General features: G+C 35.4%; 11 protein-coding genes. 3 read left to right on the top strand and 8 right to left on the bottom strand.

All coding sequences use genetic code 11. From position 1 onward, the window contains the following. Positions 1-142: 142 nt before the first annotated feature. Entirely contained in the window at positions 143-580 is a 438-nt protein-coding gene (gene rnhA, locus J4T77_RS02285; protein ID WP_182282512.1) for a ribonuclease HI, read from the top strand. Next, a complete protein-coding gene (locus J4T77_RS02280) occupies positions 573-3,695 on the top strand; it encodes a YhdP family protein (protein ID WP_190321225.1) in 3,123 nt (1,040 codons plus the stop codon). The genes rnhA and J4T77_RS02280 overlap by 8 nt, the downstream gene beginning before the upstream one ends. A gap of 562 nt (positions 3,696-4,257) precedes the next feature. Here the strand turns inward: J4T77_RS02280 and groL are convergent. Together groL and J4T77_RS02270 are read right to left on the bottom strand one after the other, a co-directional pair. Next, positions 4,258-5,907, bottom strand: coding sequence for a chaperonin GroEL (gene groL / locus J4T77_RS02275; RefSeq protein WP_190321226.1), 1,650 nt, complete (start codon positions 5,905-5,907; stop codon positions 4,258-4,260). 100 nt (positions 5,908-6,007) lie between these two features. Beyond that, on the bottom strand, positions 6,008-6,289 hold the full coding sequence (locus tag J4T77_RS02270) for a co-chaperone GroES (RefSeq protein WP_173862895.1): 282 nt from the start codon (positions 6,287-6,289) through the stop codon (positions 6,008-6,010). A gap of 167 nt (positions 6,290-6,456) precedes the next feature. Here J4T77_RS02270 and ygfZ point away from each other — a divergent pair, with 167 nt between their 5' ends. Then, positions 6,457-7,263 (top strand): CAF17-like 4Fe-4S cluster assembly/insertion protein YgfZ, encoded by an 807-nt coding sequence (ygfZ, locus tag J4T77_RS02265; protein ID WP_010962504.1) that lies wholly within the window; start codon positions 6,457-6,459, stop codon positions 7,261-7,263. 879 nt (positions 7,264-8,142) lie between these two features. Here the strand turns inward: ygfZ and recJ are convergent. From recJ to clpP, 6 genes are all read right to left on the bottom strand, one after another. Continuing rightward, a complete protein-coding gene (gene recJ, locus J4T77_RS02260; protein WP_010962506.1) occupies positions 8,143-9,882 on the bottom strand; it encodes a single-stranded-DNA-specific exonuclease RecJ in 1,740 nt (579 codons plus the stop codon). A 749-nt stretch (positions 9,883-10,631) separates the two neighbouring features. Beyond that, positions 10,632-11,891, bottom strand: a complete 1,260-nt coding sequence (locus tag J4T77_RS02255) for a cbb3-type cytochrome c oxidase subunit I (protein ID WP_010962509.1) — start codon at positions 11,889-11,891, stop codon at positions 10,632-10,634. 34 nt (positions 11,892-11,925) lie between these two features. Further along, on the bottom strand, positions 11,926-13,221 hold the full coding sequence (locus J4T77_RS02250) for a Na+/H+ antiporter NhaC family protein (RefSeq protein ID WP_010962510.1): 1,296 nt from the start codon (positions 13,219-13,221) through the stop codon (positions 11,926-11,928). A 289-nt stretch (positions 13,222-13,510) separates the two neighbouring features. Next, positions 13,511-15,964, bottom strand: coding sequence for an endopeptidase La (gene lon / locus J4T77_RS02245; protein ID WP_190321227.1), 2,454 nt, complete (start codon positions 15,962-15,964; stop codon positions 13,511-13,513). A 15-nt stretch (positions 15,965-15,979) separates the two neighbouring features. Continuing rightward, the gene (gene clpX, locus J4T77_RS02240) at positions 15,980-17,257 is read right to left on the bottom strand and encodes an ATP-dependent Clp protease ATP-binding subunit ClpX (RefSeq protein WP_006279985.1); all 1,278 of its coding nucleotides are present in this window, start codon (positions 17,255-17,257) and stop codon (positions 15,980-15,982) included. Further along, the gene (clpP, locus tag J4T77_RS02235; protein WP_006280254.1) at positions 17,257-17,883 is read right to left on the bottom strand and encodes an ATP-dependent Clp endopeptidase proteolytic subunit ClpP; all 627 of its coding nucleotides are present in this window, start codon (positions 17,881-17,883) and stop codon (positions 17,257-17,259) included. The genes clpX and clpP overlap by 1 nt, the downstream gene beginning before the upstream one ends. Between the last annotated feature and the right edge of the window lie 7 nt (positions 17,884-17,890).

Below are 17,890 nucleotides of genomic sequence, written 5' to 3'. Positions count from 1 at the left end.
TTTTACTTTTCCTTTTGGTAATGCTCGTTGTCACACTTTTTTTTGTTTCTATAATAAAATTTAAAGGTGCAGCTTAAACTACCTTTAGAAATTGTGCTTTCATAAAAGCAACTATATACTTTGTTAACCGATATAAACAAAGATGAGTAAAAAAGAAGTGATAATATATACGGATGGGGCGTGTTCTGGTAATCCTGGAGCGGGAGGATGGGCAGCTGTCATATTATTTCAAGATTACAGAAAAGACATTTATGGTAGAGAAGAAAATACCACAAACAATAAAATGGAGTTAACAGCGGTGATCAATGGGCTGAAAGTATTGAAATTTTCTTGTAATATTAATTTATATACGGATAGTCTTTATGTTAAGCATGGCATAACAGAATGGATAAATAAGTGGAAAATGAATGGCTGGAAAACAAGTAATAAAAAATCAGTAAAAAATATGGAATTGTGGAAAGAGCTAGACAACGTTGCTTCACAACACGAAATTGATTGGAAGTGGGTTAAAGCACACAGTGGCGATAAGTATAATGAGGAGGCTGATAGTTTAGCAAGAAAAGCAATAATCGATGCTTAAAAAAATTACTATATTATTTTCCGTAGCTTTATTATTCATATTGTGCTTCTTTATTTTTTTTAAGCCTTTAGAAATCAATATTAATTATATTGATTTTTATGTTAAACATAAAATATCAAAAATATTTGTTGGCTCAAGCGTTAATATGGAGAATACCTCAGTTGTTTGGCAGAAAGATGGCAAAGATCCGTATTTAGTCATTACGGATTTGGCAATAGCAAACCCTAATTTTACTATAAAAGTTCCTGAGCTTTTTGTACATTTTAAGTTAAGTTCCTTATTTAAAGCTAGCACAAATCTCTCTCAGGTTTCAGCTGATAATGTGCATGTATGTATCAAGAGAGAAGAAACTAATGTTAATCCGCAAAACTCATTAGACCTTTTGGATAATCATTATTTAAGTAGTAATCGCCTTCCTTCGGTGTCATTCCAGCGCGTGACGCTGGAATCTAGAAAAAAAGAAACAAGTAGTCAAGCTACTTGGATGACAAGGACGAGTGCTGGGATGACAGGAAAAAAAGATACTGGGATGACAGGGAAGAATTTCAAGATGACAGAAAGTAGTGCAAAAAATCTATTAAAAACAATAAGGGAATTTTTTTTTGACTTAAATGCGGATTCAAAAATTGAATTTACTAACATCGCTATTGATAAAAGCACAGAAGATGAGTTTTTTATTGATAAATTATATATAGGGAAGGGGGAAGATTTTAATGTTTTAGATATTCATGTGAATACAAAAGATGGAAAGGGATTTTTGGATGATTTATCAATTACGATAAAAAATCGCAACAATTTGCTAAATGTGTACGGGACATTTTATGATCTAAAATTGGGACTATTGAGCAAGTTTTCTACATTAGTTAAAAGCTACAATTTGGACAAAAATATAGGATTCAAAGGAAGCTTCTCAGTGAAAATTAATAAAAAGGATGAAATTGTAGATGGAAATATATACGTATTGAATACAGAAAATTATTTGAACAAAAATTTGGCCTTAACTAATGTAAATATAAATTTAACATATAGTGATGGAATTATTAGTGTAAAAAACTTCCATTTTAAGTTAAATGACACGTATCTCTCTTTGATAGGCAAAATGAACTTTAGTACAAGTCATGCTTTGCTTAGAATTAATATTAGTAAGTTTGCTGCAAAGGATTTATGTACTTATATACCAGATAGTGTAGTAAATAGTAAATTTAAAAGCTGGTATTGTGATAATATTGATGGGGATGTTTTAAATACCATTGTAAGTTTCAATGGCAAAATTAACAATTTGGTTGATGACGATCTGTCAGACATTGTAATTGTTGCTGATATAGAAAACGGTAGCGTAAAATTTGATGAAGATTTTGAGCAAGTAAAGGAATTAAAGGGTGATTTGATCATCAAGAATAACGATCTTGAAATTACTGTAAATAGCGCTAAGTTTCAGAATTTCACTGTTAATGGTGGTGATATTGAAATGAAATCTCTAAATAAGGAAGATTCAGTTCTAACCATTAATGGCAAAGCTGTAAGTGATGCGTATGGTTTATATGAGCCTATAAGATTTAAGCTGGATGATGTGGTGAAGGTTGAAAGGGATAAAGTAAGTGGAATGGCAAAATCCGTATTTAATTTTCGCATTTTTAATCTAAATGCTGATGACAAAAAAGTAGACTTCTCAGCAAATTTTCATTCTGAAATTGACAATTTGGCCGTCTATAATGCAAGTCTTGGTAAATATGATATTAAGCTTAGTTTTGGCAGTGACTTTATAGATTTAAATGGTAGTGGTATGGTGAATAACACACAGCTATTATTTGACCTGAAAAGTAGCAATAGGAATGAAAGTTTCGCCTGGAATTTGACCGGAGATTTACCCGCTCAAATATTTAATTTTGATAGTGGCTATGTCAGTGTAAATTTAGAGTCAGTGATAAATCAAGATAAGACGGGGTATGTTAATGGTGATATAGATTTATCAGAATTTGAATCACATTCAAGCTACTTAGGGTGGAAAAATCGCTTTGAAGATCACAATAAAATTTTGTTTTCTACAAGGTTAAAAGGAGCAGGTGAATTGTTAGTAGATAAATTAGACATTGTAGGAAATGACCTAGATATAAAATTCAGCGGAAGAGTAGAAAATGGAAATTTATATTTAAATTCTAGTAGCTTTAAATTGCCTGATAATGATTTTAGTATAGAAATTGAATCAGGTAAGGAGAAAAATGCCATAACTATTTATGGTGAGGAAATTAACTTAAGTGATATTTTAGGCTTGCTTGGCAAAAACAGTAATGGATTAAATAAAGATATAGAGATTAGTATGAATGTTGACAATGTAATTATGAAAGAAGGCATCGTTATCAAAAATGCTAAGCTGAATGTAACCTGTACTAAAGGTAATTGCAATGGAAGTCAATTTACAGGGCAGTTTCTGGAAGATAGCAGCAACATACTAGCAGAATACAGTGGAATAGGGCTCGAAATATATGCAGATAATTCAGGTATGCTTTTGCGTTCCTTAGGCATTAGTAAATCAATTAAAAACGGCAAATTGTCTTTTTATCTCTCTCCTCAGAGAGAAAGTGGAGAACATTATGGTACGTTATCCATTAGCAATTTCTACATCAAAGATGCTCCACTACTTACTACTTTATTGTCGATGTCTTCATTGCCTGGCATTGTAAATGCCATAAAAAATGAAGGTGTATACTTTTACAAATGTAATGCACCTTTTTCATACAAAGATGGCACTATTGAAATTGAAGAATCTTGGCTTGAAGGGGCGGAGTTAGGTATTAGCACTGGTGGTAAGCTCGATATTAGAAATTATAAATTCCAGGTTGCAGGACAAGTAATACCAGCATATTTAATTAATAAATCTTTGTTAAAAATTCCTATAATTGGAAAACTTCTTACTGGTGGGAAAAGTAGGGGAATCGTTTCAATAGACTATAAAGCAAGTGGTGATGACAAAAACAATAACGTATCTGTTGATCTTATCTCTTCGCTAACTCCAAACCTATTAAAGAGGTTATTGGGAGTGTTTGATCGCATTATGACAAAAACTAACGAAAGTGGCTTAAAAGGTGGTGTGAAAAAGAAATTTGGTTCGATATGACCAAAAGGGAAGTTATTTAACAAAATTATGGACAAAAATGCAAGAATTTCAGAATGATCTACCTGGTTTTTTATTTAGTTGTTTAAGTAATACCACTCCCTTTAACCTCTCTATATTTGCTGAACAACTAAAAAGGGTAGGGGGGTGGTTGTAAATTGTATCTGTTCAGCAGAGTGGCAAAATAAGGTAGACGAGAAAAGACAACTATAGGAACAAATGGGTGTCATGCCAGTGCGTGACACTGGTTTCCATCCAAAAGGGTGTCATTCCAGTGTCAGCTACTTTCATGACATCGTTTACTATGTGCCATATTGTAATGTTCGTACAGTTGTGGAATGAATCGCGGTATGACGTGTTGCTTGGGTCAGCTATAGTATAAATATACTAGGGGTTATAGTTTTCTTATGCTGCCTTTTTGTTATTAGACAACCACAATATAAAGGAATGAAACGGATGCAAACAGTAGTGCATTTCTGCACCAAACGTATTACCTTTAACGAATAGTAAAATATGAGATTTTTTGGAACTACCGTGGAGCAATTGCTCCACGGTTTCATTCTACTTAGAATCCACCCATGCCACTCATTTCTCCTGCACCCATAGGAGATGAAGCATTTTCTTTGCTTGGTACATCAACTATCATAGATTCAGTAGTTATCAGCACACTCGCAACAGATACCGCTGTTTCAAAAGCAATACGCACCACTTTTGCTGGATCAATCACACCAGCTGTAAATGCATTAGCGTAATTCATAGCCTCAACGTTGTATATAAGCTCTTTATCATTCTGCTTAATCAAATAGTCAATTATAACAGCAGATTCAAGACCAGCATTTTTGACTAACCTTCTAATTGGAGCACTGAGAACTTTCTTGATAATGTTTATGCCTATTTGTTCCTCGTCACTTGCACCTTTTAATTTGTCGAGAACAGATGAAGCATAAAGAAGCGCAACCCCACCACCTGGAACTATACCTTCTTCAATTGCAGCTCTTGTTGCATGCAGCGCATCTTCGACTCTATCTCTACGTTCTTTAACTTCCACTTCAGTTGCTCCACCAACTTTGAGCACAGCAACGCCACCTGATAATTTCGCTAAACGTTCTCTTAGCTTTTCTTTATCATAATCAGAAGTTGAAGTTTCAATTTGAGATTTAATCTGCTCGATTCTAGCTTTCACACTGTCAGAATCGCTATTTTCGCTGACAACTGTGGTATTATTTTTAGTAATTTTAACATTTTTAGCCGTACCAAGATCATCAAGCGTGAGATCTTCCATCTTGATTCCAAGTTCATCTTTTATGACGTACTTAGCACCAGTTAAAGTTGCTATGTCTTCGAGCATCTCCTTTCTTCTGTCACCAAAACCTGGAGCTTTTACTGCAGCAATTTTTAAACCACCACGCAATTTATTGATAACTAAAGTGCTTAATGCTTCACCTTCGATATCCTCTGCAATAATAACCAAAGGTTTACCAGATTTAACAATAGCTTCAAGAATAGGAAGTAAAGGTTGAATAATATTTAATTTTTTCTCTGTAATTAATAGATAAGGATTATCAAGCTCCACGATCATTTTTTCATTATTTGTAATAAAATACGGAGAGAGATAACCGCGATCAAATTGCATGCCAGTAGTCAGCTCAACTTCTAACTCTTTTGAACCTTTACTCTCTTCAACAGTTATTACACCCTCTTTTCCAACTTTTTTCACGGAATCAGCGATACTGTTACCTATATCCTTATCACCATTTGCAGAGATTATTGCAACTTGTGCCACTTCGTCTATTTTCTCTAGAGAAATTGTACGAGACATTGACGCAATTTCCTTTAATATTACATCTTTTGCCTTCTGTATTCCGTTTTTAATACCAACACGATCGTTTCCAGCAGCAATTGATTTTGAAGCTTCCATTATCATGTTGCTAGTTAGTATTGAGCACGTTGTTGTACCATCACCAACTTTATCGTTACATTGAGAACAACTCTGTGCAAAGATGCTTGCTATCGCAGCGTTTAATGGTTTTTCAGGCTTGATACCCTTCATCACCTTATAACCATCTTTTGTAATTTCTGGTGCTCCATAGGGCTTATTAATCCCTACTGTTTTTCCTCTAGGTCCTGCAGTTATTGCTACCGTTGAATCCACTATTGCTGCAACTTCACGAAAGGCTTCTTGCAACTGCTCACCTGATACTACTACATTAGTCATTTTTATCACCTCTTGTTAATAAAAAATTTAGAAAACTATAATAAAATCATTTACAATGCGCTATGTTGCGCTTTGTTTCAGTTTAGTAAAATAAAGACTGCTACTTAATGACAGCAAGTATATCGGACTCTTTCATCACGATAAGCTTCTCATTATTATGTTCTATTTCTGTACCAGCCCATTGGCGATAGAACACTTTATCACCAGCTTTCACAGTTAAAGTTACGCGTTCGCCACTTGAATTGCGTGAACCTTCACCAATTGCTATAACTTCACCTTTAGTAGGTTTCTTTTCAGCACTTGATGGAAGCACAATTCCACCTTGCTTTTCTTCGCTAATAGGCTTGATCAGCACGCTATCATCTAATACATTTAAACTTATACTTGACATTTGTTTTTCCTCATCAACAAATTAACTTATGAGTTTATATATATATACTCGTAAGTTAGATTTCAAGGGCTGGAGCTTGTAAAATATGCACGCCAAAAGCAGTTTCTAAAAGAGCCTAATGTTATATAATAAAATTTAGATTTATTTATAGAGATTTCATGAGTTATATACCATTTTTAAGTCGTGGTGTGATAGTGCTATATGGGCCTGACACTAGAGATTTTCTGCAGGGTATTATAACCAATGATATTAATAAGTTGGATAGCCAAAAAGCCATTTACTCTTTATTGCTTAGCCCTCAGGGAAAATATCTATATGATTTTTTTCTTATTGAATATGGTAAATACACCCTCTTGGAGTGCGAAAACATGCACTTGCAGCAAATAATCGAGAAACTAGATTTACTTAAAACTTATTTGAGGGTAAAGATTAAAGACGTTAGTGCACTATATAAGGTTGGGGTTTTGTTTAATACTAAGTTGGCGGAGTGTAGTAGTAAGTCACAAGTTATTTTTCAAGATCCAAGGCACAAGCTGCTAGGAATGAGGATCATACATAAAGATGAAATGAAAGAGCCGGTTGGGGATTTTACTCAGTATGAAAAAGTCAGAATTCAAAATCTCGTTCCAGATGGAGCGAAAGATATGGTGCAGAATTCATCGTTTCCGCTGCAATTTTTAATCGATAAAGTAAACGGTATAAGCTTTAATAAGGGGTGTTATATAGGTCAGGAAGTTGTAAATCGAATGAGCAGACAAGAAATATTCAGAAGAAAACTTTACCTTGTTGAGGGGGATAACGCACTTCCAGATATTGGCACTAAAGTGACAAATGAAAACAATGAGGAAATAGGGGAACTGCGCTCTAGTGTAGACAACATTGGATTTGCATTGCTTAATACTGGAAAGAGCCATGCAAATTTATATGCTGGTGGGGTCAAGTGCGTTAAGACGTTGAAGTCTTAAGGTATAGCCCATATAGAAACGAAAAACTTGCTTGACAAACTCCGCCAGCCCCCTTATCATGGTATTGAAGGTATTCAGTTATCTTCATCTGTGCAGATTAAACAGCAAGAAAACAACGTAGTTGGCGTCTTATTTTTAATTTTTTGCACTATGTGCACCTTATGTCTTCACAACATTTCTGGGTTTTTACCTATATAAGCTGAAACGCGCTTATAAGTCGTTTAAGACAGTATAGTACGCCAATTTGCAGGATTAGAGAGTGACAACTAGCTAACACGGGGTTTCTTTTGCCTTTTTTTCTGCTTAGTAAATTTCTTAAACATTTGCAGCGTAGGTTAGTTGCATTCAAAAGCAGCTAAATTGCAGTGTTTAAGACTTAAAAACGCCAATACTGAAAATAGACAATGACTAGGGTTTCTTTTGCCTTTTTTTTCATTTGGTAAATTTTTTAATGTTTATGGCTAAACGACAACCGTCATCCCGCTGCTTGTTAGCGGGATCTCTTGTTAGCGCCGCGGCGGTATGACGGTTCGTGGCGGCGTGACGATAAGCTCGTCATCCCACTGCTTGTTAGCGGGATCTAGAGATACCGCGAATGAATCGCGGTATGACGGTTCGCGGCGGTATGACGGTTCGCAGTGGCATGACGATAAGCTCGTCATCCCGCTACTTGTTAGCGGGATCTAGAGATACCGCGAATGAATCGCGGTATGACGGTTAAGTAGGGTGTCATCCCAGTGTCACGCACTGGGATGACACCCTCTTGGATGGAAATCAGTGTCAGATAATTTCATGACACCAGTTGTTGTAAACTCACTTTTTCTCGATTTTTTGGTTTATCTTGTCTACCTATTTTGCCACTCTGCTGAACAGATACACTCAACTTATGGTCAATACATCTTCTATTAAAAATTGTACAAATTCATTGCCATTCCAGTAATTCATAGAGATTTTACCCAAAATAGCTTTAACATTACCCTGCATGATAGCAGAGCCAAGATGAGTATTTGCAGAACGAAATGCAATAGCTCTTACCATAACATTATCATCAGCAATAAAACATTTTATATGGTCAACTCCTATAACTTCAGGCTTTCTTATCTTTGCTCCTTGGATAATAAACCTTGGTTCAGGATTTCCAACTCCAAATGGTCCCAAGCGTTGCAGTTGGTTCCACAGAGATAAGTTTATTGCTTTAGCAGTTACTATACTATCAGCTTTTAAAGTTTTCTCATTTATAGAGTTTGAAAATCTTTCAGTAAAAAAATCATGCAAATCATTTATTTTGTCTTCTTTAATTGAAAATCCTGCCGCCATACTATGGCCACCACCTTCAATAATCAAATTTATAAACTTTGCGGAAAGGACTGCAGCACCGATATCAACTCCCAAAATTGATCTACAGCTTGCTTTTCCTATTCCATTATTTAAAGATATCACTACTGTTGGCAAGTGAAACTGCTCCTTTAGCCTTGATGCAATTATACCAATTATTCCCTGGTGCCAATTGCCACTTATCATTATAAAATTCGCACCTGATTGGGCAGACTTTTCCGCTTGTGCTGTAGCTTCCAAGAGAGCCTCATTTTCTAACACTTTTCTTGCATTATTCAAATCTATTAATTTTAGCGCGATTGAATGTGCCTCTTCATCATCATCGGTGGAAAGCAACCTTGCACCAAGCGATGCTTCTCCAATTCTTCCTCCAGCATTTATGCATGGCCCAATACTAAACCCTAATCGAGAAACACTTGGTTTTTCAAGGATTCCCAAAGCATCAAATAAAACACGCAAGCCAACGTTTTTTCTTGTTGACATAACTTTTAATCCTTGTGAGACAAGTGCTCTATTGAGGCCTGTGATCTGCATAACATCACAGACAGTTCCCAGGGCAACCAAATCCAACAGATCAAATAAATCTGGTTCTTTTTTGTTGGTAAAAAATCCTTGCTCACGTAGGCTTTTATTAAGAGCAACAATTAGCAGAAATGACACTCCAACTGCTGCTAGGTTATTATAAGGAGAGCTCTCATCAAGGCGGTTTGGATTCACAACTGCTACGGCGCTTGGTAATTTTTCCGTACCAAGGTGATGGTCAACAACTATAATATCAAGACCAAAAGCCTTTGCATCTTCTATTGGTTGATATGCAAGCGTACCACAATCAACGGAAATACATAAATCAATTCCATTCTTTTTAAGTTGTAATAAAGCATCTGTGTTTAATCCATAACCCTCATCAACACGATCTGGAATGTAGATTATAGAGTGTATATCGATTGCTCTCAGGTACCTGTTAATCAATGCTGACGACGTTGCACCATCAACATCATAGTCACCAAATATTGCAAGGTTTTCATCATTTTTTATTGCCCGTATTATACGAGAAACAGCTTTATCCATATCAAGAAGGTGAAAGGGATCTGGTAATAGCGATCTGATTAGTGGATATAAGAAGTCGCTTGCATTTTCTATGTTAACACCACGAGTAACCAATATTCTTGCTAATATTTCTGGTAACTCAAATCTCTGTGTAAGAGTTAAGATTTGCCTTTGATCTGCTTCTTGCAACTTCCACAATGCATTTGTTATGCTGCGCTTTTCAATTTCAAGTAGCATATTCTTTCTTTGTAAATAAAACTACTTTACCAGAATTTTTAAGCTTGTTCTATAATTGTATTAGACTTCTGCATAACCTAAACTAAGTAGAAAAAAGGTATCATCTAAGTAGCTGACACTGGTCTCCATCCAAGAGGGCAGTAGCCCCTTCGGTGTCATTCCAGCGCGTGACCAGGTCTTTTTAGCTATCATAGGATGACAGAAGCAGACACTCCACTTTGTCGTTCCAGTGCCTCCTTTTTTTGGGGTTCCAGCGTCACGCGCTACCTTCCGTATAAATATTAAAAAATTTACCAAATGAAAAAAAAGGCAAAAGAAGCCCCGTGGTTGGCTAATTACTTACATTATACTTTCAAGTATGGCGTTTTTTTATTCTAAACGCTTAATAACCGCGATTTAGTTGCTTTTAAGCCGCAACTAATCTAAATTATAAACATTAAGAAATTTACTAAACAGAAAAAAAGGCAAAAGAAACCCTAGGGTAGCTAGTTATTCACTATCCATTTTTTAAATCGGCGTTTTTTGATGTTTTAAATGCTTTATAAGCGCATTTCAGCTTATATTAGGTAAAAACTTAGAAATTTTATAAAGACACAAGGTGCACATAGTGCAAAAAATTAAACATGGGACGCCAGATACGTGAGTTTTTTTGTCATTTAATCTGTACAGAGAAGATAAATAAATAGCTTCAGTTTCATGATAAGGGGGCTAGCGGAGTTTGTCAAGGAAGTTTTTTTTGTTTCTATGGGTCAGTTGGTACGCGCTTTGCCTTTTAACAGATGTAAAAGCACAATTATTACGAACAACATTCCACCAACAACTGATATAGCGCCACCTATAATGAAGCACGTGCGTGCTAACATTGACGAAATACTTGGCAGATCTGCAACCTTCCTTAAAGCACCATATCCACCAAGCCACACAAGGCCAGTGATATGGAGAAAATGCCCTATACTGTAGGCATAAATCTGTAATCTTACCATGGAACTTTTTATCTCTTTAAAGTTTAATTTAGGTAACATCCAGTAGACAAAATTCATAAAAGCTATAGTGATACCAACTACAGAACCGTGATAATGAGCAGGAATCGTGACATTACCTTCAATAGTCAACACTCCGAGCACATCTCCATAAGTGAACAACAAAAATGAATGTAATAAATAGTTGCTTTTATCATTAATAAAAGTTCTGATGTTGTAGCACACTAATATTATCAAAAAGCACGGCAAAACTGCTCCAGCAATCCTCATATGCCAAGTAAAAAACTGTATTAACTTGGCACTATCAACTGGATAAACAAAATATACAAACGGTGCGCCTACAGCTAAAATCGTGTTTATAAATAGTGGTAAAATAGTAATTTTATTGTTTGAAGCTAAACTAATATCATTGGAACTTAGCATTATTAAATAGACTAAAAACATTCCTTGAGTAAAAGCAAACTGCAATAAATGTCCGCCTCCCCAAAAGAGATATTCGTAAAATAAATTATTATCTGAGTGATATAGACCTGGAGGCATATTATTATATGCTAAAACAAAGCAAAGAAATGACGATACAAGTATAATAACTAGCCCAATTTGCCCAACAGAGAGAAATGAAACCTCTTTTTTTGATGTGTATGCTAGCATTGTATTTACTAATATACTGGCAATAAATAAACTGAGTCCAAGTAAAAATAATTTGTTTTGTAATACGGGAATATAGTTACTTTTGATAACTTCAGTGTTTGGAACGAATGCGGATATAAACATGAGCAGCATCGAAAGGGTTGATAGAACCCATGAAAAGTTAAACCAACTATTGGTATTTTGTAGGTTTATGATAAAGAGCAGAGATATTATAGAGCACATCCACACTAAAATTGACAAGTTCACGTGTATTACCAGCGCATTATCAAAAATATATTGTGCAGAAGGAACAAGAGAGGAGATAAAAGGCAATCGTAGAAAAATAACAATTATTGACAGTAACCCAGAGCAAGCAAGAGCACATACTGCCAAGAACATCCATTTTCTACAGAGCGGAGCGTTGTCTTGTATATTAAGCACAATCTTTTTTCTCAATTTTGTTCAATACAATATATAACACTGCAATAATACCTAAAACATAGCAATAGTATACGTGTGGCACGACTGCCAAAGGTGAAACTCCAGCAATAGTGCTAGCCAAAAGCAATTGAGCGCCATACGGTATTAATCCTTGAAATACACAAGAAAATATGCCTAGCCATGCTGCACTATAGTGAGGCGGTATTTCATATTTCTTAGCAATATCTCTAGCAATTTCACCACTAAAAATTATAGCGATGGTGTTATTTGCAAGTAAAATATCAAATATGCTGACTATTTTTGCAATAAATAATTGCGCAGTTTTTTGTCCACCACGTTGTATCATAACCCAAGATGAAAGTTTATCTGCAAGCTCCTTAGAATTTTTACCTACCAGTCCTGAAAGCCCGCCAACCATCAATGACAGTAGCATAATTTCATGCATACTCATAAACCCTTTGGTGATGTTTTGGCTTAAAAACAATAAACCATGATTGTTGTTATTTATAAATCCAATGATTCCAGCAAAAGTTATGCTTAAAACCAATGCCGTAAATACATTTATTCCAAAGTTTGCAAGCAATATAAGTATTATGTAAGGAGTCACAAGCAATAAAGAATACTCCTTAACTGAAATAGCAGCACTATTGCTTGAGCTATAAAATAATATAATTATTGTGAATATAGAAGCAATTAGTGCCACTTTTGCATTCAGTTTTAATTTTTTCTTTATATCAGCCTTTTGAGACATCACAGATGCAATTGTAGTATCAGAGATAATAGATAAATTGTCGCCAAACATTGCTCCTCCTACAACGGTTGCAACTCCTAAGGAAGGAGAAATTCCAGCTTGTGTCAGTTCAACTGCAATAGGAGCAATTGTTGCAATGGTGCCCATTGATGTACCAATAGCAGTGGAGATGAAAGCTGCTACAAAAAATAATCCTATGAGTAAAAATTGTGTTGGTATAAATGAAAGAGCCAAATTAACTGTGGCATCAGCACTACCGATTGCTTTAGTTACTTCACTGAATGCACCTGCAAGTAAGAAAATGATACACATAGTGATAATATTACGATCTCTTACCCCATCTAGAAAGGCATACATTTTTTCTTCAGTATTGCCCTTGTATAAAACCCAACCCAGAGCTATGGCAGGAACAATGGCTACCAGTGGAGATAACTGATAAAAAGCATTTGACACGCCAAGAATAGTAAAATATATACCACTTCCTACAAAAAGAAATAGGAACAGTAAAATAGGCAAAAAATTTGTAAGATAAAACATACCTCTACTCCAGCTCTGATAAACGCAAATCAACTATGATATGATTTATATTATTATAAACCACAGTTAGCACCTTGACCAAGGTTTTTCTAGAAAGCAATCTACCAGAAAAGGTTTCCATGAAAAGGACTATTATAATATATCATCTACTTGAATAAAACTGGGAGATAGAATAAGTAAAAAATATGAATGACATAACAACAAAGCAAGTCATATCCTTATGGAATGCACAAGCTGGTAGATTCTTGCCGGATAAAAGAGAAATGGAGATTGATAATATTTTCTTAATCTAATGCTTCAATGTTTCCGATATAGGAAAAGTATCATCTTTATTTTCTATAGAGGAAGGCACACTATTTTGATTATCATCACCATTAATTGGAGTAGTGGGGTGCATTAAAGCAACTTTCATAACTTCATCAATATTCTTAGCAAAAACTACGTTGATCCCTTCTTTGATGCTTGCCGGAATTTCTTGCATATCTTTCTCATTTTCACTTGGTATAATCACAGTTTTGATTGATCCTCTGAGCGCTGCAAGCAATTTTTCTCTCAAGCCCCCGATAGCTAAAACTCTACCACGCAATGTCACTTCGCCTGTCATAGCAACATTTTTGTTAACTGATATATTTGTCATAAGAGAAACAATAGACGTACATACCGCGCCGCCAGCAGAAGGGCCATCTTTTGGTACAGCACCCTCAGGTACATGCAAATGTATATCATTATTTTGGAATTTTTCGGGCTTTATACCAAAAAACAAACAATTTGATCGAATATAACTATACGCAGCTTTTATAGATTCTTGCATAACCTCTCCAAGCTTTCCTGTGTATTTTATTTCTCCCTTGCCCGGAATTAGGACTGATTCTATCATCAAAATATCACCACCTGTTTCAGTATAGGCGAGCCCAGTTACTATTCCTACTAAACTCTCATTTTCCGCAATGCCAAAGGTATATTTACGTACCCCTAAATAATCTTGTAAATTGTCAACCCCTACGGATATTTTCTTATTTTTATCAGTCAATATTTCTTTAACTGCCTTTCTCATGAGCTTTGCAAGCTCCCTTTCCATACTCCGCACACCACTTTCACGTGTATATAAACGTATCAACTCGTATAACGCCTCATTAGTTATGTCCCATTCCTTCTGATACAAACCATGCTCCTTCTTTAACTTCGGAATAAGGTGGTGTGTAGCAATACTGATTTTTTCATCTTCAGTATACCCGGACAATTGTATAATTTCCATCCTATCACGCAAAGGATGTGGTAAATTTAAGCTGTTTGCCGTAGCTACAAACATTACACTTGAAAGATCAAACTCAACTTCCAAGTAATGATCCGTAAAGTGTTTATTGTGCTCAGTATCTAAAACCTCAAGTAATGCAGACGCAGGATCGCCACGCGAATCAGAACCCATCTTATCTATTTCATCAAGCAGAAAAAGCGGGTTGCATGAATTAGCTTTTTTCATGTGTTGAATGATTTTACCAGGCATTGAGCCAATATAAGTTTTCCTATGCCCTCGTATCTCAGACTCATCACACACACCACCAAGAGCTATGCGAACAAAATCTCTTCCTACTGCTCTTGCCATAGACTTAGCTAAAGAAGTTTTACCAACACCTGGCGGTCCAACTAAGCAAAGTATAGGACCTTTTATCTCTTTTACTCTTTTTAATACCGCTAAAAATTCTATTATTCTATCTTTTACTTTCTCTATGCCATAATGATTTTCATCTAAGATTTTCTTAGCTGCATTTAAGTTAATTTTTGCATCTTTGTACTTTCCCCATGGCAACTCAAGCAACCAATGCAAGTAACTAGATATAACTGTAGCTTCAGGAGAAATGGGATTCATTTTCTTGTATCTCTTCAAATCAGTTATAGCTTTCTCTCTTGCTTCCTGAGAAAGCTTTGTTTCATTTATCTTTTTTTCAAATTCATTGAGTATATTCCCTTCATCACCATTCTCAAATTCGCCTAATTCTTTCTGTATAGCTTTCAATTGCTCGTTAAGGTAGTAAACTTTCTGAGTGCTTTCAACTTGCGATTTAATTGTCTTATATAAACGGTTTTGTGCGTTCAAAATACTCATTTCTCTCTCAATAAAAGCAAAAGCTTTTTTTAAACGCTCTTCTGGGTCATAAGCCTCAAGTATACTTTGTTTATCTGATACTTTTATATTTAAATGTGAAGCTACCGTGTCTACAAGTTGATCAACTTCTTTGATTTGATCAATGGAGTTAATGGCAACCTCGGGTTGATTTTTCTTGTTTAGCTTACACCAGCTATCGAACGCGTCTACAACAGACCGCCTTAAAGCTTCTAAATCAATATTGTCTTCATCTTCTTTATAATAATTGTCTAACTCTACCCTGGCTTGTAATAAAGTATGAGAGCTAATATATTCTACAACTCTTCCCCTTCTTATCCCCCGGATTATAACTTTTACTGCATTGTCAGGTAATTTTATTAACGGTTGTACAATGCTTGCTAACACACCTACTTCATAAAGATCTTCAGGCTCTGGATTATCAACAGAGCCATCTTTCTGTGCTACAAGAAAAATCTCATTTTGGTGATTACTACTACTTATTGCATACTCTAGTGCATTAACAGATTTTTCTCTGCCTATGAATAAAGGCACCATTATATTTGGAAAAATTACTACATCTCTTAAAGGTAATACTGGCAATGCAGTAAAACTAGAGCTTACAGCACGTTCAATGTTCATAATATATGCCTCAAATTAATCATTAACCGTTATAACATTGCCATTGTTATTATGATTAACCGTTGCTTTTCCTAATTCTACCATTTTCTTAGTGATTACTATAGTGCTACCTTCAAAGCCTCCGTTTCCAGATGTATACATAATGTCAAGCAAAAGTGACTCCAAGATAGCACGTAACATTCTTGCACCTGTTTTGTAGCTTATAGCCTTTTTAGCAATAGCTGATATTGCTTCATCTGAAAACTCAAGGTTTACTTTGCTAAACGCAAGCAATGCTTTGTACTGTTTTATTAGTGCATTCCTTGGCTCTGTCAACACATGTATTAAATCTTCATGATCCAGCTCATCTAAAACAGCAGTTATTGGAACCCGCCCTACAAATTCGGGTATTAAACCGAATTTGATTAAATCTTCAGGTTGAACATCATGTAAAGCATTCTTTTTCTTTTGCTCTTTAGACTGACTTATATCTGCTCCAAAGCCAACTGACGTTCCCTTTTTTCTCGCTTCAATAATTTTATCGAGGCCTTCAAAAGCTCCTCCACAAATAAACAGTATGTTACTAGTATCCACTTGTATAAACTCTTGTTGTGGGTGTTTTCGCCCTCCTTGTGGCGGAACATAAGCAACTGTACCCTCCATAATCTTAAGCAGAGCTTGCTGGACCCCTTCACCTGAAACGTCACGGGTTATTGAAGTGCTTTCAGATTTTCTTGTAATTTTGTCTATTTCATCTATAAACACTATACCACGCTGTGCTTTTACAACGTCATAATTTGCAGCTTGTAATAAACGCGACAACACGCTTTCTACATCATCACCCACATAACCTGCCTCAGTTAAAGTTGTCGCATCAGCCATAGCAAATGGCACATCTGAAACTTTAGCAAGTGTTTTGGCTAGCAAAGTCTTACCAGAACCAGTGGGACCAATAAGCATTATATTTGACTTCTCGATTTCAATATCACTTATAGCATGAAATTGTACCATGGATTGACAATGGTTATACATAGCTACAGATAAAACGTGTTGCGCGTGTTCTTGACCTACAACATGCTTGCTGAGAAAGTTTTTTATATCCTCAGGTTTCTTTAGTAATAGCTTCATATCAGATATACGATCTGAATTAAAAGATCTATCTTTCTTTTGACTTATTGCTTTATGGGATAATTCTATGCACTCATTACAAATAAACACCTTTAAACCATCCGAAGAGTTAGTAATCAATTTATCTACTTCATCTTGCGCCTTGTTGCAAAAAGAACAGTAGTGTAAATCATTATTGTTATCCATTAACCCACCTTTTGTTTAACTTTAATATTTTCAATTTCAATATCTGTACGCTCAGCTATCACCCTATCAATTAAGCCAATTTTCCTTGCTTCTTCAGGATCCATGAATTTATCTCTTTCCATCATTCCTTCAATTTTCTTCAGTGAATTTCCAGTATGTTTTTCATAAATTTGATTTAGTTTTTTCTTAACCCGCAAAATTTCATTAGCATGTATTTCTATATCAGTTGCTTGACCATGATAACCACCAGATGGCTGATGTATCATAATTCTTGAATGAGGTAGAGAGTAGCGCTTACCTTTTGTACCAGCTGCAAGCAATAAAGAACCCATAGACGCAGCTTGACCTATACATAAAGTTGAAACGTCTGGGTTTATATACTGCATTGTATCGTAGATCGACAAACCAGCAGTTACAACACCACCTGGTGAGTTGATGTACATACAAATGTCTTTATCGGGATTTTCCGATTCTAAAAATAAAAGCTGTGCTACTATTACACTGGCCATATTGTCTTCAATAGGACCTGTTACAAAAATTATTCTTTCTTTCACTAGTCTTGAATATATGTCATAAGCGCGCTCACCGCGACTAGTTTGTTCAACTACAATTGGTATAAGAGTCATACCTTTC

The organism is Wolbachia endosymbiont of Drosophila innubila (assembly GCF_021378375.1).
Taxonomy (GTDB): Bacteria; Pseudomonadota; Alphaproteobacteria; order Rickettsiales; family Anaplasmataceae; genus Wolbachia; species Wolbachia pipientis.
Note: the sequence above shows the minus strand (reverse complement) of the source record. Positions and strands in the feature narration are given on the sequence as shown.